This window comes from uncultured Flavobacterium sp. (genome assembly GCF_963925415.1).
In the GTDB taxonomy this organism is placed as follows: domain Bacteria; phylum Bacteroidota; class Bacteroidia; order Flavobacteriales; family Flavobacteriaceae; genus Flavobacterium.
Map to the genome: position 1 here is coordinate 37,585 of NZ_CAWUTS010000026.1, position 21,015 is coordinate 58,599.

A 21,015-nucleotide genomic window follows, 5' to 3' on the forward strand; every position below is an offset into this window, starting at 1 on the left:
GCTTAAAACTCTTTTTTTGTTAATTAATTTAATCAAAATTGGATAAATTTTGTTTTTTACGTCTAATATTTAAAAATGCGATAAAGTATAAAAATATTTTTTCGAAAAAATAAGCCATAAATAAAGGATTAAAAATTAATCCTTTATAAATCTAGATATTATGATTTTAACATTTGTAGCGAAGACGGGAACCAGGGTTGTAAAAATCAATTATAAACACAGTAATCCTTTATTTTTAGGATACATGAATGTTTAAAAATCAATTTTAAAGCTTTTAGTTTCCTTACCTCACGCTGTATTTATATAATAGTAAAAACTATTTTCAATATTTTTTTCCCTACATTTGTAAAGATGTTTAAGAAATCAGTATCTATATTATTTCTTGTTTTGGCTAGTTCTCTTTATTTAGGACATAGCTTGTTTCTTCATACTCATGTAGAGGAGCACCATCATCATAATGAAGGTTCTGAAGATAACACGTTGTCACATTTCTTTTGTCATCTTAATCATTCTTGTGATTTTTTTTCGAATAATCATATAGAAGATACTGTAAAAACCAATAAAAAAGTTCCTGATTCAATTGTTTTAGTTCAAGGAATTTTATCTTTTACCAATTCAATTGGGTTTTATTTTAAAAAAGAGGTGATTCAAAATAAAGATTCGCATGTCTTTATTTCTCCCCACTTACATTCCTTACAATTTCGAGGGCCACCCACACTTTTTATCTAAATTATTCAATATTTGAATTACAAGACTCTTATTGCCATTTCTAAGCTATAAGTTATTTTCATATATCTTAATTTTTAAAAACAAAAAAATGAAAAAATTATTACTTTCAATAACAGTTATCGCTATGCTTTTTACTGCATGTAATGAAAAAAAAAGAATCAAACACGGGCATAACTATATGAATGGAACTCATCAACATGAAGATGGGCAAGTACATGTGAGTCATGCAGACCAAACGGTAAATCAAGAAAAATTTACAGTTTCGAATGATAGTGTTGCTGCAAAAGAAGCATACGATCATGAACATAAAAATGGAGAAAAACACGAACATTAATCTTATTAGATGCTTATATATTTATTTTTTTACAGACATCTAATTTTACTTTTATATATATGAAAATAATAAAAAACATAACGCTTCTTGTTTTCTTTATGATAGGATTTACAAGTTGCAATAATAAGGAGCAAGCTAGTAATGCTTCTTCCCTTGAACCATTAGCCTATACACTTTATACAGCACATACTGAATTGTTTGTAGAGTTTAAACCTTTGGTTGTTGGTAGCACATCAAATTTTGCTGCTCATTTTACTATTTTGGGTGAAAATTTTAAAGCTTTAACCGATGCAAAAATTACAGTAAGTTTGATTGTTGGAAGTAATGGTATTAAAAATTCAGTTGCTGCTCCAAGTTCTCCTGGTATATTCCGATTGGTTCTAGCACCCGAAACTGCTGGAACAGGAACTTTAGTTTTTGATATTGTAACTAAAGAATATACGGAAAAAATTACCATACAAAATGTAGTGGTTAATCCTGATGAAAAAACAGCTTTAGCCAAGCAACCTGAACATTTAGAAAGTGGGGATATTTCCTATTTAAAAGAACAAGCATGGAAAGTTGAATTTGCCAATACGGCAGTAACAAAACAAAATTTTAATGCTGTTATCAAAACAAGCGGTCAACTTCTTTCTGCACCTGGAGATGAAAGGATAGTCACCGCAAAAGCAAGTGGTGTGGTTGTTTTCTCTGGTAAAAATACTATTGTTGGTTCTTCTGTAACTTCAGGGAGTTTACTCTTTACTATTACTGGTGCTGATATGACAGAAAGTAATATTGATGCTTCAGTTAAAGAAGCTAAAACCAATTATTTAAAAGCCAAAGCCGATTATGAGCGTTCGAAATTATTGGTAGCAGATAAAATTGTTTCGGAAAGAGACCATCAACATGTGAAATTACAATTTGATAATGCTCAAACTGCTTATAATACAGTATCAAAAAACTATACTACTAAAGGTCAGAATGTACTTTCTCCAATATCTGGTTTTGTTAAAAATGTATTGGTAACGGAAGGACAATATGTATCTTTTGGAACACCATTAGCCACTATTTCAAAAAACAAGAATTTACTATTACAAGCTAATGTATCTCAAAATAATTTTAGTAGTTTATCTAGTATTCGTTCTGCTAATTTTAAAACACCACAAAATGATGTAGTTTACAATACTGTAGAATTAAATGGTAAAATTGTTTCTTATGGAAAGAGTACTTCTGCCTCAACTCCTTATATTCCTGTAACTTTTGAAATTAATAATACGAGAAATTTTATAGCTGGTTCAATTGTGGAAGTTTATCTAAAATCTACTGCTATACCAGATGCCTTGATAATCCCTACAACTTCCTTAATTGAAGAACAAGGATTGTTTTATGTTTATGTGCAAACAGGCGGTGAAAGCTTTCAAAAAAGAGAAGTAAAATTAGGTGCTAGCGATGGTGTAAATGTGCAAGTTTTGTCAGGGATAACACAAGGTGAAAGAGTAGTTACAAAAGGTGGTTATCAAATAAAATTATCTAGTGCATCAGGCACTTTGCCTGCTCACGGACACGAACATTAATCTATAACTTATGCTAAATAAAATAATTAAATTTTCATTACACAATCGATTTTTTGTAGTGATAGCATCCATTTTACTGTTAATTTTTGGTAGTGTTGTCGCTTCTAAAATGGAAGTGGATGTATTTCCTGATTTAACCGCTCCAACGGTTGTAATACTTACAGAAGCACATGGTATGGCTCCAGAAGAAGTAGAAAAACTAGTTACATTTCCGTTAGAAACTTCAGTAAATGGTGCAACGAATGTAAGACGAGTTCGTTCTTCCTCTTCCGCAGGAATTTCTATTGTGTGGGTAGAGTTTGAATGGGATACTGATATTTTTAGGGCAAGACAAATTGTAAATGAAAAAATAATAGCAGTATCTGAAAAATTACCACAAGGTGTTGGTAATCCTACAATGGCGCCCCAATCAAGTATTATGGGGGAAATCATGTACGTTAGTTTGTCTGCGGATTCAACTAGTCAAATAGAGTTACGAACCATTGCAGATTGGACTATTAGACCAAGACTTCTTGCAATTGGTGGAGTTGCACAAGTAACAGTTATTGGTGGAGAATATAAACAATATCAAATATTGGCTTCTTCTCAAAAAATGAGTTACTACAATGTTTCTTTAAATGAATTATTGAAAGCAAGTGAAGATTCTAATGGTAATTCGTCTGGTGGTTTTTTGAATGAATACCATAATGAATATATTGTTAAAGGTATTGGTAGAACTAATGATATAAAAGAAATTGGAAAGTCAATTATAAAAATCCAAAATGGAAACCCAATTAAAATTGAAGATGTAGCCGAAATTAAAATTGGTGCAGCTCCTAAAATTGGAGATGCTTCAAACAATGGAAAACCAGCTATAGTATTGGCAATTGCAAAACAACCAGGTATTAATACATTAGAATTAACCGAAAAAATAGACGCATCCATTGCTGATATTCAAAAAAATATCCCAAGCGATGTTAAGGTTAATACAAAAATTTTTCGTCAGGCAGATTTTATCAATGCATCTATCAGCAATATTAAGAAAACATTGTTGGAAGGAACAGCATTTGTTATTATTATTCTGTTTTTATTTTTAATGAATTGGAGAGCGACTTTTATATCCTTATTAGCTATTCCTATTTCGTTAATTGTTGCCATATTAACTTTAAAATGGCTTGGTTTCACTATCAATACAATGAGTTTAGGAGGTATGGCTATTGCTATTGGTGATTTGGTAGATGATGCCATAATAGATGTAGAAAACGTATTTAAACGACTCAAAGAAAATGCGTTAAAACCTAAAACAGAACAGAAAGATAAAATCACCGTTATTTTTGACGGTTCGTTTGAAATTAGAAGTTCGGTTATTAATGCAACCTTTATTATCATTGTTGCCTTTTTGCCTTTATTCTTTTTATCTGGAATGGAAGGCAAATTGTTAGCACCACTTGGAATAGCTTTTATAGTTGCCTTGTTTGCTTCATTGATTGTCTCTATTACACTTACCCCCGTTTTAGCAAGTTACTTATTAACTAGTGACAAAATGCTTTTAAAACAGCACAAGGAAAGTTGGCTGGTTGAACATTTGCAAAAAGGTTATTCCAATGCTTTGCAAAGAGTAATGAAAATGAAAAAAGCAGTACTTATTAGTGCTGGTGTATTATTTTTAGTTGCTTTATTAGTAATGAGTCAGTTAGGTAGAAGTTTTTTGCCTGAATTTAATGAAGGTTCGTTAGTCGTTAGTGCGGTCAGTTTACCTGGAATTTCTTTAGAGGAAAGTAATAAAATAGGCACGCAAGTGGAAAGAGCATTGCTATCTGTTCCTGAAATAAAAATTACTACTCGAAGAACAGGAAGAGCAGAACTGGATGAACATGCACAAGGTGTAAATTCATCAGAGGTAGAAGCACCTTTTGTTTTAGAAGAAAGAGACCGAGTGAAATTTATGGCTGATGTTCGTAAAAAATTGGCAGGAGTTACTGGTGCTAATATTACTATTGGACAACCTATTGGGCATAGAATTGACCACATGTTATCTGGTACGAGAGCGAATATTGCTATTAAAATTTTTGGTTCTGATTTGAATAAATTGTTTACGCTTTCAAACGAAATTAAAACTAAAATTCAGAATGTAGAAGGATTGGTAGATTTGAGCGTAGAGCAGCAAGTAGAAATTCCACAAATTCAGATTAAGGCAAAACGAGATATTTTAAATCATTATGGTATTACCATTGGTCAATTTAATGAGTTTGTCGATGTTGCTTTTGCAGGAGAAAAAGTATCTGAAATTTATGAAGGTAACAAAACGTTTGATTTAATTCTTCGATTTGACGATGCTAATAGAGGTAAAATGGAGCACATTAAAAATGCGATGATTGATACGCATGTTGGTAAAAAAATTCCTTTATACTATGTTGCAGATATTGTTAGCACATCTGGACCAAACACAATCAATCGTGAAAACGTGCAACGTAAAACAGTGGTTTCTGCTAATGTTTCTGGTCGTGACCAAAAAAGCGTTGTGGCTGATATTCAGAAAATCATAAATAACGAAGTACAATTACCAGAAGAATATCATATTGAATATGGTGGACAATTTGAAGCCGAAGCTGAAGCTTCAAAAACATTGGTTTTAACCTCGTTTATATCCTTATTGGCTATATTCTTAATTCTGTACCAAGAATTTAAAAAAGTAAAAACTGCTTCTATCATTTTGTTAAATCTTCCTTTAGCCTTAATTGGTGGTGTGTTTAGTATTTATTTTACCAGTGGTATTTTGAGTATTCCTGCTATTATAGGTTTTATTACACTTTTTGGAGTGGCTACACGAAACGGAATTCTATTGGTATCGCATTATGAAACATTGGAAAAAGAAGGATTAGCACTTTATGAAACCGTAATTCAAGGTTCAAAAGATAGATTAAGTCCTATTTTAATGACTGCACTAACGGCAGGATTAGCTTTGATACCCTTAGCTATAGCTAGTGATATGCCAGGAAATGAAATTCAGAGTCCGATGGCAAAAGTTATTTTAGGTGGTTTATTTACTTCTACATTATTGAACATTTTTATTGTTCCTGTAGTGTATTATTTGTCTAATCGTAAAAAAGCAACAAATGAAATATAACATACTACTTGGTTTTGTCCTTTTGTCGTTTGGTACTATTACTGCTCAATCAACTATTGATAAAGCATTAACCGAGATTGCCAAAAACAACAAGACCATACAAGCGAATACTAACTATTGGAATGCACAGAAAGTACAGTATAAAACTGGAAATTCTTTGTATAACCCAACGGTAGAGTATGACTATTTGCAAGGTACTCCTGCAAATGCAGGAAATCAAACGGATATTGTTATTACACAATCTTTTGATTTTCCAACCGTTTATGGAAAGAAAAATCAATTAGCAAAAGAATTGACTAATCAAGCTGATTTTGAATTAAAAGCGGCTAATCAAACCTTGTTGTTTGAAGCTAAAAAAGTTTGTATTGAATTGGTTTATCGAAACAAATTACAACTTCCCTTAACTAAAAGGAAAGAAGCTACTGCAAAATGGTTAGCTCATTTTAAAAAGAAATTGGAAGTTGGTGATGGTACTATTTTAGATATAAACAAAGCCGAAATACAGTTGCTTGAAATTAAAAAACAGTTTCAAGACAATGCTTCTGCTGTTGCTAAACTTAATGAACAATTGACAAGTTTGAATGGTGGTAATGCTCTTGTTATTACTGATGTTGCTTATTTTGATATTCCTGTGATTCCTGATTTTGAAACATTAGAAAAGGAAATTGATGCACATGATTATCTCAAAAAAAAGTTAGAGCTAGAAAAAGTAATTGCTCAAAAACAAATGGATGTAAGTAAGGCTATGGCTTTGCCAAAAATGGAAGTTGGGTATCATTATCAAGGTATTTTGGGACAAACCTATAACGGAATTCATACTGGTATTTCGTTACCCCTTTGGGAAAGTAGAAACACCGTAAAGCTTCAAAAGGCTAAAATGACTTTTGCTGAAAGTGTTTTAACAGACCATACTAACGAACATTATTATGAAATTAAGCAATTGTATGGTCGCTATGAAAGTTTGAAAAGTATTTTGGATGAGTATCAATATATATATCAATCTGTTGCACCTATGCCGCTTTTGGATAAAGCTTTAGCAGCTGGTCAAATATCCGTTTTGGAATACTTTGTGGAATTGAACTATTATAATGACTCTTATAATTCTTTTCTTAAAATTGAAAAAGAATATTATGAAGTTGTAGCTACTTTGCTGAAGTATCAGTTTTAGTATTTAACAAATTCATTACTTTGTTTTCTCGCTCCATGCTAAAGAGGTTTTTGATTTTTATAGAGTTTTAAACAATAAAAAAAAACCCTAAACAGTTGTTGTTTAAGGTTTTTTTTTGTAGCGAAGACGGGAATTGAACCCGTGACCTCAGGGTTATGAATCCTGCGCTCTAACCGACTGAGCTACCTCGCCAAAAGGTTTAGCATTTTCTCAATGCGGGTGCAAATATATAATTATTTGCTTCGAATTCAAATGTTTTATTAAAAATTATTTTCTGTTTTTAGTTTTTATTTCAATAGAATTATTATATATTCGAAAAAAATTAAATTATATAGATGGAAGTTAAAGTAAAATATGAAATAGAGTTTCCAATAAAGTCTTCACCACAATTGTTATATCCTTATATATCAACTCCGTCAGGTTTGTCTGAATGGTTTGCAGACAATGTAAACTCAAGAGGTGAGTTTTTTACTTTTATATGGGAAGATAGTGAAGAAAAAGCAAAATTGATGTCTAAAAAGGCAGATGAAAGAATAAAATTTAAGTGGTTAAATTACGATAATTCAGAAACCGAGTACTATTTTGAAATAAAATTAATGGTTGACGAAATTACTAAAGATGTATCTATAGTAATTGTTGATTTTGCTGACGAGGATGAAGTTGAAGAATCTAAATTATTGTGGGAAAATCAAATTTCTGATCTTAAACATGTATTAGGATCAGTATAATAATAAATATAAAAGGTATATTTGTCCCGATTTTAATCGGGATTTTTTTATGATAAATTTTAACGGAACTATATTAGATTCAAGCAATCATTTAATCGAAAATAACAGAGGATTTCTTTTTGGAGATGCTATTTTTGAAACCATAAAAATGGTAGATGGAAATGTATTATTTGCTGAAGACCATTATTTTAGACTTATGGCATCAATGCGTATTTGTCGAATGGAGATTCCTATGAATTTTACTTTTGAATATTTTGAAGATCAAATACTATCTTTAACCAATTCATTGCAAATTAGTAATTCTGCTAGAGTACGTTTGAGTGTTTATAGAAATTCTGGCGGTTTATATTTGCCAAACACAAATGATATTCACTTTATAATACAAGCGCAATCTTTAAAATTAAAGTCCTATTTGTATTCAAACGCTGCCTATGAAGTTGAATTGTATAAAGATTTTTATGTTTCTAAGCATTTGCTTTCTACATTAAAGACTACTAATAAAATGATCCATATTACAGGTAGTATTTTTGCAAAAGAAAACGATTATGACAATTGTTTTTTAATAAATGATGATAAAAATGTAGTTGAAGCTCTCAACGGAAACGTTTTTATGAAAATGAATAACACAATCATTACACCACCAATTTCTGAAGGTTGTTTAAATGGTGTTATGAGAAAACAAATAATAGGGTTAATAAATAAAACAGATGGTTTTGAATGTTTAGAAAAACCAATTTCTCCTTTTGATTTGCAAAAATCAGATGAGTTGTTTATTTCTAATGTAATAAAAGGCATTCAGCCGATTACAAAATATAGAAAAAAGATTTTTGAAACTAACGTTTCAAAGCAATTAATAGACAAGTTAAATCTAACTTTTAAAGTCTAAAAAAAGTTTAAATTAAATTTATTTTAATTCAATATTGGATTTTCGGGTGCATTAGAAAATAAAATATAGTCTCCGCCTTGTGCTTCAATTTTTTCTTTCCAAAATTTCTTTGCAGGTTTTGAAAAAAGAGTTGTATGTTCTTTATTGTCTATTATAAGCCAGTTTTTTTGGTCACATTCCATTTCTAGTTGGCCCTTACTCCAACCGCTGTATCCAAGAAAAAAGCGTATTTCGGTTTTTGATATTTGATTTTCGTTTAGTAAAACTTTTAATAATTCAAAATCTCCACCCCAAAAAAGACCATTTGAAATTTCTAAACTGTTTTTTATTTTTAAAGGAACAGTATGGACAAAATATAAATTATCTTGTTCAACAGGCCCTCCATCATAAATAGTAAAATTTGAATTTATTTCTGGAAGTAAATCATGTATTGAATACAAAAGAGGTTTGTTGAGTATAAAACCCACGACACCATCATTTGAATATGCTGCTAATAAAACAACAGATCTGTTAAAAGTGTTTTCGCCAATTAAAGCAGGCTCTGAAACTAATAGTTGTCCTTTTTTTATTTTATTCATAAGCTTGTATTATTAATTAAAGTTAAAAAAAATAATTTTATAAATGATTAAAATACATGTAAAAAAAAACCTCTCACTAGGGAGAGGTTAAGTTTTAAGTCTGAAACATTATTATTTGTTTACAGATCCTTCTAAATCTGACCCTGCTTTAAATTTCACTACATTTTTAGCAGCAATTTTTATAGTTTTTCCAGTTTGAGGATTTCTCCCATCTCTTGCAGCTCTGTTAGATACTGACCATGATCCAAAACCTACTAATGAAACTCTTCCGCCTTTAGCTAAAGTTCCTTCAACATTTTCTAAAAATGACTCCAATGCTAATTTAGCTGCTGCTTTTGTGATACCAGCACTTGCTGCCATTGCATCAATTAATTCTGATTTGTTCATAATTCTGTTTTTAATATTTGGTTATACTTAATTTTACTTCTTACAAATTTAGCAGTATCTCCCAACGGCGCAAGTATTTGCTTACGTTTTGTGCAATAATGTTAATAAATTCTAGTAAATGTTAATAAACCAAGCCTGATTTAGTGTGTTTATTGGTTTTTTGACTTCAATTTACTTTAATTTCATCAGAAAAATTCCAGCCATTTAACAATTCCTTAGCATCCATTTTTCTTTTTCCTGGCATTTGTAGGGCTTTTACATCCATATAACCATCTAAAGTATAAATCCAAATTTCTTTTTTTGTAACCACTATTTTGCCTGCTTCAAATAGGTGTTTTTGTTCTGTGAAAGCAACGTCAAATAATTTAACATTCATTTTGTTTTCTCCATCAATAAAATAGGTCCAAGCTGCCGGATATGGATTTAAACCTCTAATTAAATTATATATTTCAGCTCCAGTTTTTGACCAATCAATTTTGCAATTGTCTTTATTGAGTTTGTAGGCCGTTTTTAAGACCTTTGATTCAGTTTGTATGCTTGGCGTAGCTTTTTCATTTTCAATTAACGATAAGGTTTCTAAAACTGCTGTACTACCTAGTAGCATTAATCTATCGTGAAGCTGTCCAACTATTTCTGTAGTACCAATTTCTGTAGTCTTTTTTAATATAATGGCACCGGTATCAATTTTATCATCTATAAAAAATGTAGTTACTCCTGTTTTTAGTTCTCCATTTATTATCGCCCAATTAATAGGTGCTGCACCTCGATATTCAGGCAACAAGGATGCATGTAAATTAAAAGTTCCTAATTTAGGCATCTTCCAAACGGCATCAGGAAGCATTCTAAATGCAACAACTATTTGTAAATTTGCGTTTAAGCTTTTTAATTCAGATAAAAAATCTTCGTTTTTTAAATTAATGGGTTGTAATATGTGCAAGTTGTTTGCCAAAGCATAAGCTTTTACAGCGCTGATGCTAACTTTTTGTCCACGTCCAGAAGGTTTGTCTGGAGCTGTAATTACAGCTGCAATTTCATATTTATTTTTATTAATGGTATCTAGAATTCCAACTGCAAAGTCAGGTGTTCCCATGAATACTATTTTTAGTTTTTTCATTGTTTAAAAAAATATTTATTATTTGAGTGGATTAAAATTTTATTTTGCTCTAATAGTTCCTGCAATGCAAAGATAGTTTCTTCGGTAGTTATAGAAAGTTTATTTTCAATTTCCAAAGATGAATAAGGTTCTAATTGAAGTAATGCTGCTACTTGGTGTACTAAATTTATGTTGTTTTTTTTGTTTTTCAAAATACATGTAGAGCAAATGCCACAATCTAATATAGTTTCTTGATTGAAGTAGGTGAGAAGTAACTTGTTTTTGCAAATGCTAACATTTTCAATATAGTCTACTATTTTTTTAAATTTTTCTTCTTTTTGTTGATTTTGTGTTTCTAAAAATTTCCGAACTCTATTAATCGTTAATTCATCTTCTCGAGCTTCATTAAATGTAATATTACTATCATTAGTGTGAATTTTTAAATGAATCACATTGCTTTGATGCATTTTGTAAATTGCTTCTAAAACATTTTTTTCTGTGGTGTTTGATTTTTTTGCTATTAAAATAGGATTTATTGCAGTTTCCATTTCAAAAACCCCAGTATACGTTCTTAATATACTTGCAATTATTTCTTCATCGTGTGTGTTTAAACTCATATATCGAATCACTTCTTTGCTTGGGATAATAAATTGCAAATAAATTTTTTCTGAAAATAAATTTTGCAAAGTAATAATCCCTTGTCTGTCTAAAAACCGAATACTGTTGTATGTTTTTAAAATTGGAAACTGATATTGCGAACAAAAATGATTAAGGTTAAAAGAAAAATTATCGTTATAGCCATCGCCATAAGCAATTTGAAAGTAATTGTTGAGTTTAATATAAACATTTTTGAGAAAAGAAGTGTCTGGTAAAATCGAAATAAATTGAGATTTCGCTGAAATAATATCGGAAGAACTGGTTAATAAAATACCAAATGCTTTTTTACCGTTTCGACCAGATCGACCTACTTCTTGATAATAATTTTCTAAATTTTGAGGCAAATGAACATGAATAATCGTTTTAACATCTGGTTTGTCAATACCCATTCCAAAAGCGTTGGTAGCCACAATAACTTGAACTTTGTTTTCCATCCAAAGCAATCTGTTTTTTTCTTTTTCTTTATGTGATAATCCTCCGTGATAATAAGTTGAGCCAAATCCCAAATGGTTCAATTGACTCGACATATCTATACATGCTTTTCTATTGCTTACATAAATTATAGAAGACTCTGAATTGCGACTAAGCGTTTGTTTAATTTTGGAGAGTTTATTTTCTGTTTTAATTACATGATAAGCTATGTTTTTACGTTCAAACGATTTTTTAAATATCTTAGGATCTTGTAAAGCCAATTGTTTAATTAGGTCATCTTGAACTTTTGCTGTAGCCGAGGCGGTTAAAGCTAAAAATGGTATCGCAGGAAAATCTTCTTTAAGCTTTGATATTTTTAAGTATGCTGGTCTAAAATCGTGACCCCATTGGCTCACACAATGAGCTTCGTCAATTGCAATTAAAGATATTTTTAATTCTTTAAGTCTATCCACAATCCAATCTTGTTGTAGTCTTTCTGGTGAAAGGTATAAAAATTTATAATTTCCAAATTGGCAATTGTCTAAAACATCAATGATTTCGTTTTGTGATATACCACCAACTAATGCAATGGCTTTTATGTCTTTTTTTTGAAGATTTTCTACCTGATCTTTCATCAATGCAATCAAGGGAGAAATAACCAAACAAATACCATCTAAAAGTATTCCTGGAATTTGATAACAAATCGATTTTCCTCCACCAGTTGGTAATAAAACAAATGTGTCTTTACCTTCCAAAACAGCATTTATAATTTGCTCTTGAGGATCTCTAAAGGCATCGTGTTTCCAATATTTTTGAAGAATTTGTAAGGCTTTAGACATTTAGATTTAGTTATAAAAAAGTATAAAAATACAAATGTTATTTAAAAATTTAAATTTTCTATTATAAATTGCAATCTGTTTTCAACAGTATCTTTTGGAACATCAATTAGCTCATAGCCATATTTTTTATAAGTTTTTATTAAATGTTTTTGAATTAAGATTGCCTGCTCATAGGATTCATAACGTTCACTATCACTAACGTAAATTTTTTTCCAAATGGGTAAAATAAATATTTTAGAATATATATGTGTTTTGCAGGCATCATCAAAAAAGGCTGGAACAGGGTTGCCAATATAGTCCATGTAGGCAATAACATCAGGTATGCCTCTATCAATAAAAATTAAATTTGCATTTTCTCCTTGGGCCAAATTATATTGCTTTATTCTGCTTTTTAATAATAATTCACTAAAAAGTAAGGGTTGTTCTAAAAACAATTGGTCAATTCCTTGTTGTTGTGCTTCTATGATAACTTGTCTCGATATCTCGGGATAACAAACATAGCCAGTTTGTTTTAATTGTTCTATTAATGTGCTTTTGCCAGAGCTAGGACCTCCAATAAGAAGTATGATTTGCTTATTCATTGCTTTGAAATAAGTTACAAAAATAGTTTATTTTTTAAAAAACATACACGATTAAAAAATTATAAGTTACTTACTTTTAAGTATGAACATAAAAAAGTATATTTGCTTCAAGAAATTATGTGATAAATGGATAACAAAACTGAAGATTTTTATATTAGGCTTAAAAATGAATTAACAAACTCTACAATTTGGCCTTCAGAATATTTATTTAAGTTTATTGTACCAACCGACAAAAATAAAATTCTTACAATCGAAAAATCTTTTGATAATTTAGGAGCTGTTATTAAAACAAACACTTCTAAAAACGGAAAATATACCAGTATTTCTGTCAATGTAACCATGAAAAATGCTCAATCTATAATAGATAAATACAAAGAATTGACTGTTATTGAAGGAATAATTTCTTTATAAAATATAAATCAATATCAATACATGAAACTAGATACACAAGATGCTGTTTTTAATCTAGAATATAATGCCGAGCGTTCGCATTTAATTATTCCGGAATATGGCAGACATTTACAAAAATTAATAGATTTAGCCACAGAAGTTAAAGACAAAGACGAACGAAATAAAGCGGCTAAATATATCATAGACGTAATGGGAACATTAAATCCTCATTTACGGGATGTTCCTGACTTTCAACATAAACTTTGGGATCAATTGTTCATCATGTCTGATTTTAGATTAGAAGTTGATTCCCCATACCCCATACCTTCAAGAGAAGTTTTAAATCAAAAACCAGATCGTTTAAAATATCCTCAAAATTACCCGAAATATCGTTTTTATGGAAACAATATCAAATATATGATAGACGTTGCCAACAAATGGGAAGAAGGGGAATTAAAAAACGCACTCATTATCGTGATAGCAAATCACATGAAAAAGAGTTATCTGAGCTGGAATAAGGACACGGTCGAAGATTCGGCTGTATTTCATCATTTATTTGAGCTCTCTGATGGTAAAATTGATTTATCTAAAACCAATGAAGAACTTTCTACTTCTTTTGATTTATTAAAAGTTAACAAGAAACAATCTAACAAAACTCAATTTGCTTCAAACGGAAAATCTTCTACAAGTCCTAAAATTAAAATTGTAAAAAAAACGAATCAAAAAAATAGAAAAGCATAATTCTATGGGAACATTTAAAATTGAGGGAGGTATATCATTAAAAGGCGAAATTACACCACAAGGAGCAAAAAATGAAGCATTGCAAATTTTATGTGCTGTTTTATTAACTTCAGAAAAAGTAACAATTTCAAATATTCCTGATATTATTGATGTTAATAAACTAATTAAACTTTTAGAAAATTTAGGAGTAAAAATAACTAAAAATAGCCAAGGAAATATCACTTTTCAAGCCGATGAGGTAAATGTAAATTATTTAGAAACAGAAGCCTTTAAAAAAGAAGGTGGCTCGCTAAGGGGTTCTATTATGATAGTTGGGCCTTTGTTAGCTCGATTTGGAAAAGGATATATTCCAAAGCCAGGTGGTGATAAAATAGGACGCAGAAGATTAGATACTCATTTTGAAGGGTTTATAAATTTGGGAGCTAAATTTAGATACAACAACGAAGATCACTTTTATGGTGTAGAAAATACTGGAAGATTAAAAGGAGCCTATATGTTGCTTGATGAAGCATCAGTAACAGGAACAGCAAATATAGTTATGGCTGCCGTTTTAGCAGAAGGAACAACTACAATTTATAATGCTGCTTGCGAACCGTATTTACAACAATTGTGTAAAATGTTAAATTCAATGGGGGCAAATATTAAAGGTGTTGGTTCTAATTTAATCAGCATTGAAGGTGTTGAAAAACTAGGTGCTTGTTCGCATAAAATTTTGCCTGATATGATTGAAATAGGTTCGTGGATTGGTCTTGCTGCCATGACAAAAAGCGAAATCACTATTAAAAATGTGAGTTGGGATAATTTAGGTCAAATTCCAAACGTATTTAGAAAACTAGGAATTACTTTAGAAAAAAGAGGTGATGATATTTATATACCAGAACATAAAGACGGTTACGAAGTAAAAACAGATATTGACGGTTCTATTTTAAACATTTCCGATGCTCCTTGGCCTGGGTTTACACCCGATTTATTGAGTATTATTCTTGTGGTTGCAACACAAGCAAAAGGAGATGTTTTAATTCATCAAAAAATGTTTGAAAGCAGATTGTTTTTCGTTGATAAATTAATAGATATGGGTGCTAAAATTATTCTTTGTGATCCACACCGAGCAACGGTTATGGGACACAATTTTGAATCGCAATTAAAAGCTACAACTATGTCTTCACCCGATATAAGAGCCGGAATTTCGTTATTAATTGCAGCACTTTCTGCAAAAGGCACTTCAACCATTCAAAACATTGAACAGATAGACAGAGGTTATGAGCGAATTGATGAACGATTAAGAGCTATAGGTGCTCATATTGTAAGGGTTAGTTAATAGAGGGTTATATCAACTTTATTATTGGTGTTGTTAATTTCTTGAAAAATTAGATGCCCTATAAATAATAATCAAAATCCTAATTAAGAAATAAATTGGGATTTTTTTATAAGTACTAATGGAAACCTATATCATAATTTTACTTTGTATCGCTTCATTCGTTGCAGGATTTATTGATGCTATTGTTGGTGGTGGTGGATTAATTCAAACGCCAGCAGCTTTAATATTAATGCCTAATCAAAGTGTTGCATCTATTATTGGAACTTTAAAAATTCCTGGTTTTAGTGGCACAAGTATCGCTTCATACCATTACCTAAAAAAAGCAACGGTTAACTGGAAGTTGTTTGGATTAATGGCAATTGTGTCATTCGTTTTTGCTTATTTAGGTTCCAGTTTATTGAATGTGATGCAAAATGATTTTATGAAACCTTTGTTGTTTGTAATATTGGTTTTATTACTTCTATATACCTATTTCAAAAAAGATTTTGGACAATTTCAAGTGAATAAATTATCGCAAAAGCAAATTTACACTTATGCAATTATTATTTGTGTTTTTCTTGGTTTTTATGATGGATTTATTGGTCCAGGAACAGGAAGTTTATTAATAATGGCATTTATTGCTGTTTTAGGATTTGACTTTCTTCAAGCTAATATTTATGCTAAATTAGTTAACTTGGCTACCAACATTGGTTCTATAACCTTGTTTGCTATGAAAGGAAAAATAATTTGGTCAGTAGCAATTCCTATGGCAATTTGTAACTCAACAGGCGCTTGGCTTGGGGCAAAATTAGCCATTTCAAAAGGCAATGGTTTTATACGTATTTTCTTTTTACTTATTGTTGGAATTGCATTGCTTCGTTTTGGATATGATGTGTTTATAAAATAAAAAAAACAGCTACTTTTCTGCTAATTTTAAAATTTTAAACCAAACATAAAACCATCTCCTTGATATCCATTTTGATAGCTTCTTACATAATCAATGCGCAATATGCGAAACTTACCAAAACCAATATTATCAAAGCCTACATTAAACTCTTGGTAGGGTTTGTAGTTGGGAACATTTAATTGATGAAAACCGCTAACTAAATTCCATTGTAACTTATTTAATAACGGAATTTTATTCATTATAAAGCCTTTAAAATTATGATCCAAGTGGGTTTCAATAAAGCCATCATTTGTAGAACTTGTATAATAAGGCAATATGCTAAACGAGTTAATTTTTCGGTCTATGTTTATGTGGGTTTGATTTCCATTAAAGTGTTTGTAATCTACAAAAGAAATTTGGTCTGCATTAAAAAACATCCCAGCATGTATCATAGAACGAAAACTCCCTTTATTGCTTAGTGTTTTGTTGTATGTTATGCTTGCCGAAATAAAATCGTATTTATAATTTTCGTTACTAGCTGAAAATGCTTTTTGATAATTAAAATACAATGTTGGAAAATCTGCATCTTGCAACGTAATTTTTCTATCAGGTCTTGATATGTATTTTTGTCCAAATCTAACCCTTGCTGATACTTGCCCTTTAATAATGTGGTGTTCGTTAAATGGTGCAGAAGTATTGTTTAACGGCTGCAGTGGATCATTTGAGGTGTATACATCATCCTTTTTAATTAAAGTATAATTTGTTGTATTGAATACAGATTTTCTTTTTTCATAAATTAATCCAGTACTCATATATAATCCATTTGTAACTTCTTGACCATAAGATACCTGCGCAAATTTTTTCTCATAAATTTTAATGAAATTATTTTTGAAAAATAAGGTGCTAATGCTGTTTAAAAATTTACTAATGGGCTCCTCATTATTAAATTGAGCGACATCTACACCCCCTGAAATTGAAAACGAAGCAAAATTTTGAAGGTTAAACCTATGATTAAAGCTTCCCGAAACGCGTAATTTATCGTCAGATAAGCCATAATTGAAGTTTGAGTTTATGAAAGTTTTTTTTCCGTTGTCATCATTAGATCGCGAAAAAGAAAAACCTGTATTAAAATTATAACCCTGAACCGTATTAAAACTAGTTGACATAATGTCGGAAATTCCTTTATAGCTTAAAGACCAATTTTTAAAACTGTTTTTAAATGTATATCCATTGATGAGGTCAAAAAGTTTGAATTTGTTATTCTTAGTGTCTAATGAATCTAAAAAGGGTTTAGAATTTCGCAATTTTGAAATGCTGTCTTTTCTAACATACGTTACTGTTTCTTCATTAGATAAAGGTACTTGTCTGTTTGATGTCCAATATGAATCTTCTTTTTTATTAGCCTTTTCTTCAAATGAGATAACCTCTTTTCCAAAGGTTTTAGAAGCAAATTCTTCTTTAAATACATAATTTGAAAATACGTGTGTAAACTTTCCTGTAAAGCCTATTCCAAAAATTCCGGCACTAAAATCTAAAGATTGCACATTTTTAACCCATAAATTAGTTACTTTATTGAAACTAAAATTTTGTTGTAATTTCATGTTTTCTAAAATGGGTTCTTGCATACGATATCCTTTTATGTCTAAATCAACACCATATATAGCCCAAGAATCTTCTACAATAAAGATATAGCCTTCAAAAACAGGTTCTTTATCGCGTTTAGGTGTTACTAAAATTTTATTAATCAAATTATTATTGTCATCATAAAAAGTGCTTTCTAACTTAAATTTGTAATAATTGAAAGCATTATCTGCAATTGGAGAAACCATGTTAAAATCAAAATCAACATAGTTTTCATAAAAATCATAATTGGTGTTTAATGCGGTGTTATAACTAAATCCCTTGCTGTCACCAGCAGTTTTGCTAGCAACAATAATTTCTTTTAATTTATCTGGTTTTTGAACTTTTATTTTTGAAACGGTTTCTGATAAGTAAATAACGCCACTTCTGGTTAATGAATCTATATCGCCGTCCATGTCGCCAATTTGTTGACCCATAATTTTTTTTGGAAGATTTTTTACCCTAAAAATACCTCTAGAATAAAAATCGGCTTCAAATTTGTCGGTTTTTGAGCTGTTAATTTTTTTAAATTTTAAGACATTTCGGATGATTTGATTTGCAGGATTTTCTCCATTTGTCAACACTATTTCGGTTAAATTATAACTTTCTTCCAACAGTGTAACATTACTGATAACTGGGAATGTATCAGTTGATATTGTTTTTTTTTGCGTTTTGTAGCCTAAATATTGATAAATAAGTGTAATGTTTTTTTTGTCGGAATAGTTAAGTTCGTAATTTCCGTTTTCGTTTGAAGTGGTTCCTGTATAGGTATTTTCAATATAAACACTTACAAATGCTAAAGGTTGGCCTTTGTTGTCGGTTATACTACCTTTAATTTGGGCAAAAAAAGAAATTGAAAAAAAACATAATATTAGTGTATATAAGTTGTTGTTCATAAAAGGTGTTTGAAAAAATGGATTTAAAAAGGGAACTAAAGATTAAAAATAAACTACAAAAAAGACTCAACGGCTAAATCATAACTTTTAAGCCCAAAGCCAATGATTATTCCGTTTGCATTTGGAGAAATAAAAGATTGATGGCGAAAAGATTCTCTTGAAAAAGTATTAGATATATGTACTTCAATTACTGGAGTTGTAATTGCTTTTACAGCATCACCAATTCCAACGGAAGTATGCGTATAGGCACCTGCATTAATAATTATTCCATTTGAAGTAAAACCAAATTCTTGAATTTTATCGATCAACTCTCCTTCAATATTACTTTGATAATAAGTAAAATTAATATTCGGATATTTTGTTTTAAGTTGAGTTAAATAAGTTTCAAAAGTGATATTCCCATAAACTTCTGGTTCTCTTTTACCTAATAAATTTAGATTAGGCCCGTTAATAATAAGTATGTTCATATTTTTTCTTTGTGTAAAAATATAAAAACCTGCTTAGGATATATATGTTTTAATATTAATTTATGAAATTATTTCTATTAAAATATAAAGCCAACAGAAAACTGTACTGCAGCATTTTTAATTTCAGTATCTCTTCTAATTTCAGTAACGCCTAAATTATAACGCGCTGATGCAAATATGTTTTTTGATAAATTAATTCCTAAACCAGCATTTACAGAAAAATCTGATTTGTTATAGTCATTATAAACGTCGTCTTTATTGATCAACAAAAAAGAGGCTTGTGGTCCAAGTTCTATATAAAATAATTCCGATAAATTAAATTTTGCGATAAGTGGAATAGAAATATAACCCAATTCACTTTTAATGTTTTCTATAGTATTTGTGTAAGTTGCACCAACAGTAGAGTAAAACAATTCGGGTTGTATGGCAAGATTATCAAACAATTGCATTTCATATAAAATACCTACATGATAACTTGTAATGGCATCTGTTTGTATTTCAGTATTGATGAAATTTGCATAATTTAATCCAGCTTTTACGCCAAAATTAAAATTAGATTGAGCATGTATAGTTGTGCTTAATGATAATATTGCAACAATTAAGAGGGTATTTTTTTTCATTGAAATATATTTTAACAAATATAAAGTAATATTTTAAAATTATATTTGTAAAGCGTTTAAATTATTTTTTTTTGTAAATTTGATATATGAATAATTGGCAGCCTTATATCAAAGAATATCAAAACTACTTAAAGCTTGAACGAGGTTTGTCTTTAAATACCATTCAGAATTACACATTTGATATTAAAAAATTAGTTTTGTTTATAGAAACCAATGCAATTGTACAAAACCCTGTAACCATTACAGAAGAAACCATTCAGCAATTTATATATCATATATCATCTTTAGTAAACGCTAGAAGTCAGGCACGAGTTATTTCGGGCTTAAAAAATTTTTTTACTTACATTTTATTTGAAGATTATAGAAAAGATAACCCATTAGAATTAATTGAAGTTCCAAAAACAGGACGTAAATTACCCGATACATTATCTACTGAAGAGATTGATCAATTAATAGGTGCTATAGACTTGTATTCAAACGAAGGTGAACGAAATAGAGCTATAGTAGAAACGTTGTACAGTTGTGGCTTGCGCGTGTCTGAGTTAACGGATTTAAAAATTTCGGATTTATTTTTTGAAGAGGGATTTATTAAAGTTACGGGAAAAGGTAATAAACAAAGGTTTGTGCCTGTTGGAAGTACTACTGAAAAATACATTGAAATTTATAAAAATCACATCCGTTCTCATCTAAACATTCAAAAAGGTTATGAAGACACATTATTTTTAAACAGGAGAGGAAAAAAACTTACCAGAGCTATGATTTTCACTATAGTTAAAAATTTAGCTGTCAAAATTAATTTGAATAAAGTTATAAGTCCACACACGTTTCGTCATTCGTTTGCTACGCATTTATTAGAAAATGGAGCAGACCTGCGTTCTATTCAACTGATGTTAGGTCATGAATCAATAACTACAACGGAAGTTTATATGCATTTGGACAGAAAACATTTAGCTCAAATTTTAACTCAATTTCATCCAAGAAAACAGGTTTCTTTTTAGTTAACTAAATCTTTAAATAAAAAAAACGCATTAATTTAATGCGTTTT

General features: G+C 30.1%; 20 protein-coding genes and 1 tRNA gene. 12 read left to right on the plus strand and 9 right to left on the minus strand.

What is annotated here, in order from left to right; translation table 11 throughout:
* Positions 1-351 precede the first annotated feature (351 nt).
* The 5 genes from AABM47_RS01825 (at position 352) to AABM47_RS01845 (ending at position 6,893) form a co-directional block, all read left to right on the plus strand.
* Complete coding sequence (locus tag AABM47_RS01825; protein WP_338409215.1) at positions 352-729, plus strand: hypothetical protein; 378 nt, start codon at positions 352-354, stop codon at positions 727-729.
* A gap of 124 nt (positions 730-853) precedes the next feature.
* On the plus strand, positions 854-1,063 hold the full coding sequence (locus AABM47_RS01830) for a hypothetical protein (protein WP_338409216.1): 210 nt from the start codon (positions 854-856) through the stop codon (positions 1,061-1,063).
* Between the two features lie 59 nt (positions 1,064-1,122).
* Positions 1,123-2,619, plus strand: coding sequence for an efflux RND transporter periplasmic adaptor subunit (locus tag AABM47_RS01835; protein ID WP_338409217.1), 1,497 nt, complete (start codon positions 1,123-1,125; stop codon positions 2,617-2,619).
* 10 nt (positions 2,620-2,629) lie between these two features.
* A complete protein-coding gene (locus tag AABM47_RS01840; protein ID WP_338409218.1) occupies positions 2,630-5,725 on the plus strand; it encodes an efflux RND transporter permease subunit in 3,096 nt (1,031 codons plus the stop codon).
* Positions 5,715-6,893, plus strand: coding sequence for a TolC family protein (locus AABM47_RS01845; protein WP_338409219.1), 1,179 nt, complete (start codon positions 5,715-5,717; stop codon positions 6,891-6,893). Before AABM47_RS01840 ends, AABM47_RS01845 begins: the two co-directional genes overlap by 11 nt.
* A gap of 118 nt (positions 6,894-7,011) precedes the next feature.
* On the opposite strand, the gene AABM47_RS01850 is transcribed toward AABM47_RS01845, so the two are convergent.
* Positions 7,012-7,085, minus strand: a tRNA-Met gene (locus AABM47_RS01850).
* Positions 7,086-7,228: 143 nt separating this feature from the next.
* On the opposite strand from AABM47_RS01850, the gene AABM47_RS01855 reads away from it, so the two are divergent.
* A complete protein-coding gene (locus tag AABM47_RS01855) occupies positions 7,229-7,621 on the plus strand; it encodes an START-like domain-containing protein (protein WP_338409220.1) in 393 nt (130 codons plus the stop codon).
* A gap of 49 nt (positions 7,622-7,670) precedes the next feature.
* A complete protein-coding gene (locus AABM47_RS01860) occupies positions 7,671-8,507 on the plus strand; it encodes an aminotransferase class IV (protein WP_338409221.1) in 837 nt (278 codons plus the stop codon).
* 23 nt (positions 8,508-8,530) lie between these two features.
* On the opposite strand, the gene AABM47_RS01865 is transcribed toward AABM47_RS01860, so the two are convergent.
* The 5 genes from AABM47_RS01865 to AABM47_RS01885 form a co-directional block, all read right to left on the minus strand.
* Complete coding sequence (locus AABM47_RS01865) at positions 8,531-9,085, minus strand: YqgE/AlgH family protein (RefSeq protein ID WP_338409222.1); 555 nt, start codon at positions 9,083-9,085, stop codon at positions 8,531-8,533.
* Positions 9,086-9,196: 111 nt separating this feature from the next.
* Positions 9,197-9,472 (minus strand): HU family DNA-binding protein, encoded by a 276-nt coding sequence (locus AABM47_RS01870; RefSeq protein WP_338409223.1) that lies wholly within the window; start codon positions 9,470-9,472, stop codon positions 9,197-9,199.
* 166 nt (positions 9,473-9,638) lie between these two features.
* Positions 9,639-10,586 (minus strand): methionyl-tRNA formyltransferase, encoded by a 948-nt coding sequence (gene fmt, locus AABM47_RS01875; protein ID WP_338409224.1) that lies wholly within the window; start codon positions 10,584-10,586, stop codon positions 9,639-9,641.
* Positions 10,583-12,472 (minus strand): ATP-dependent DNA helicase RecQ, encoded by a 1,890-nt coding sequence (locus AABM47_RS01880; protein WP_338409225.1) that lies wholly within the window; start codon positions 12,470-12,472, stop codon positions 10,583-10,585. Before AABM47_RS01880 ends, fmt begins: the two co-directional genes overlap by 4 nt.
* Positions 12,473-12,513: 41 nt before the next feature.
* On the minus strand, positions 12,514-13,053 hold the full coding sequence (locus AABM47_RS01885; protein ID WP_338409226.1) for an ATP-binding protein: 540 nt from the start codon (positions 13,051-13,053) through the stop codon (positions 12,514-12,516).
* A gap of 126 nt (positions 13,054-13,179) precedes the next feature.
* Between AABM47_RS01885 and AABM47_RS01890 the strand changes: the two genes are divergently transcribed.
* From AABM47_RS01890 to AABM47_RS01905, 4 genes are all read left to right on the plus strand, one after another.
* A complete protein-coding gene (locus AABM47_RS01890; RefSeq protein WP_338409227.1) occupies positions 13,180-13,464 on the plus strand; it encodes a DUF493 family protein in 285 nt (94 codons plus the stop codon).
* A gap of 21 nt (positions 13,465-13,485) precedes the next feature.
* Positions 13,486-14,184, plus strand: coding sequence for a DUF4290 domain-containing protein (locus tag AABM47_RS01895; protein ID WP_338409228.1), 699 nt, complete (start codon positions 13,486-13,488; stop codon positions 14,182-14,184).
* A 4-nt stretch (positions 14,185-14,188) separates the two neighbouring features.
* Positions 14,189-15,502, plus strand: a complete 1,314-nt coding sequence (murA, locus tag AABM47_RS01900) for a UDP-N-acetylglucosamine 1-carboxyvinyltransferase (RefSeq protein WP_338409229.1) — start codon at positions 14,189-14,191, stop codon at positions 15,500-15,502.
* Between the two features lie 118 nt (positions 15,503-15,620).
* The gene (locus AABM47_RS01905) at positions 15,621-16,388 is read left to right on the plus strand and encodes a TSUP family transporter (protein WP_338409230.1); all 768 of its coding nucleotides are present in this window, start codon (positions 15,621-15,623) and stop codon (positions 16,386-16,388) included.
* 26 nt (positions 16,389-16,414) lie between these two features.
* On the opposite strand, the gene AABM47_RS01910 is transcribed toward AABM47_RS01905, so the two are convergent.
* The 3 genes from AABM47_RS01910 to AABM47_RS01920 all read right to left on the minus strand — a co-directional run bounded on the left by AABM47_RS01910 (position 16,415) and on the right by AABM47_RS01920 (position 19,970).
* A complete protein-coding gene (locus tag AABM47_RS01910) occupies positions 16,415-18,883 on the minus strand; it encodes a DUF5686 and carboxypeptidase regulatory-like domain-containing protein (RefSeq protein ID WP_338409231.1) in 2,469 nt (822 codons plus the stop codon).
* A 53-nt stretch (positions 18,884-18,936) separates the two neighbouring features.
* Positions 18,937-19,350 carry a type II 3-dehydroquinate dehydratase gene (gene aroQ, locus AABM47_RS01915; RefSeq protein WP_338409232.1) on the minus strand — a complete coding sequence of 138 codons (414 nt, stop codon included), beginning with the start codon at positions 19,348-19,350 and terminating at the stop codon, positions 18,937-18,939.
* 77 nt (positions 19,351-19,427) lie between these two features.
* On the minus strand, positions 19,428-19,970 hold the full coding sequence (locus AABM47_RS01920) for a porin family protein (protein ID WP_338409233.1): 543 nt from the start codon (positions 19,968-19,970) through the stop codon (positions 19,428-19,430).
* A gap of 86 nt (positions 19,971-20,056) precedes the next feature.
* Between AABM47_RS01920 and AABM47_RS01925 the strand changes: the two genes are divergently transcribed.
* Entirely contained in the window at positions 20,057-20,968 is a 912-nt protein-coding gene (locus AABM47_RS01925) for a tyrosine recombinase (RefSeq protein ID WP_338409234.1), read from the plus strand.
* Positions 20,969-21,015 lie beyond the last annotated feature (47 nt).

Coding starts and splice junctions, on each gene's coding strand:
- murA (WP_338409229.1), top strand. CDS start 14,189: ATGGGAACATTTAAAATTGAGGGAGGTATATCATTAAAAGGCGAAATT.
- AABM47_RS01925 (WP_338409234.1), top strand. CDS start 20,057: ATGAATAATTGGCAGCCTTATATCAAAGAATATCAAAACTACTTAAAG.
- AABM47_RS01840 (WP_338409218.1), top strand. CDS start 2,630: ATGCTAAATAAAATAATTAAATTTTCATTACACAATCGATTTTTTGTA.
- aroQ (WP_338409232.1), bottom strand. CDS start 19,350: ATGAACATACTTATTATTAACGGGCCTAATCTAAATTTATTAGGTAAA.
- AABM47_RS01845 (WP_338409219.1), top strand. CDS start 5,715: ATGAAATATAACATACTACTTGGTTTTGTCCTTTTGTCGTTTGGTACT.
- AABM47_RS01865 (WP_338409222.1), bottom strand. CDS start 9,085: ATGAATAAAATAAAAAAAGGACAACTATTAGTTTCAGAGCCTGCTTTA.
- AABM47_RS01855 (WP_338409220.1), top strand. CDS start 7,229: ATGGAAGTTAAAGTAAAATATGAAATAGAGTTTCCAATAAAGTCTTCA.
- AABM47_RS01870 (WP_338409223.1), bottom strand. CDS start 9,472: ATGAACAAATCAGAATTAATTGATGCAATGGCAGCAAGTGCTGGTATC.
- AABM47_RS01890 (WP_338409227.1), top strand. CDS start 13,180: ATGGATAACAAAACTGAAGATTTTTATATTAGGCTTAAAAATGAATTA.
- AABM47_RS01830 (WP_338409216.1), top strand. CDS start 854: ATGCTTTTTACTGCATGTAATGAAAAAAAAAGAATCAAACACGGGCAT.
- AABM47_RS01835 (WP_338409217.1), top strand. CDS start 1,123: ATGAAAATAATAAAAAACATAACGCTTCTTGTTTTCTTTATGATAGGA.
- AABM47_RS01905 (WP_338409230.1), top strand. CDS start 15,621: ATGGAAACCTATATCATAATTTTACTTTGTATCGCTTCATTCGTTGCA.
- AABM47_RS01825 (WP_338409215.1), top strand. CDS start 352: ATGTTTAAGAAATCAGTATCTATATTATTTCTTGTTTTGGCTAGTTCT.
- AABM47_RS01860 (WP_338409221.1), top strand. CDS start 7,671: ATGATAAATTTTAACGGAACTATATTAGATTCAAGCAATCATTTAATC.
- AABM47_RS01885 (WP_338409226.1), bottom strand. CDS start 13,053: ATGAATAAGCAAATCATACTTCTTATTGGAGGTCCTAGCTCTGGCAAA.
- AABM47_RS01920 (WP_338409233.1), bottom strand. CDS start 19,970: ATGAAAAAAAATACCCTCTTAATTGTTGCAATATTATCATTAAGCACA.
- AABM47_RS01910 (WP_338409231.1), bottom strand. CDS start 18,883: ATGAACAACAACTTATATACACTAATATTATGTTTTTTTTCAATTTCT.
- AABM47_RS01880 (WP_338409225.1), bottom strand. CDS start 12,472: ATGTCTAAAGCCTTACAAATTCTTCAAAAATATTGGAAACACGATGCC.
- fmt (WP_338409224.1), bottom strand. CDS start 10,586: ATGAAAAAACTAAAAATAGTATTCATGGGAACACCTGACTTTGCAGTT.
- AABM47_RS01895 (WP_338409228.1), top strand. CDS start 13,486: ATGAAACTAGATACACAAGATGCTGTTTTTAATCTAGAATATAATGCC.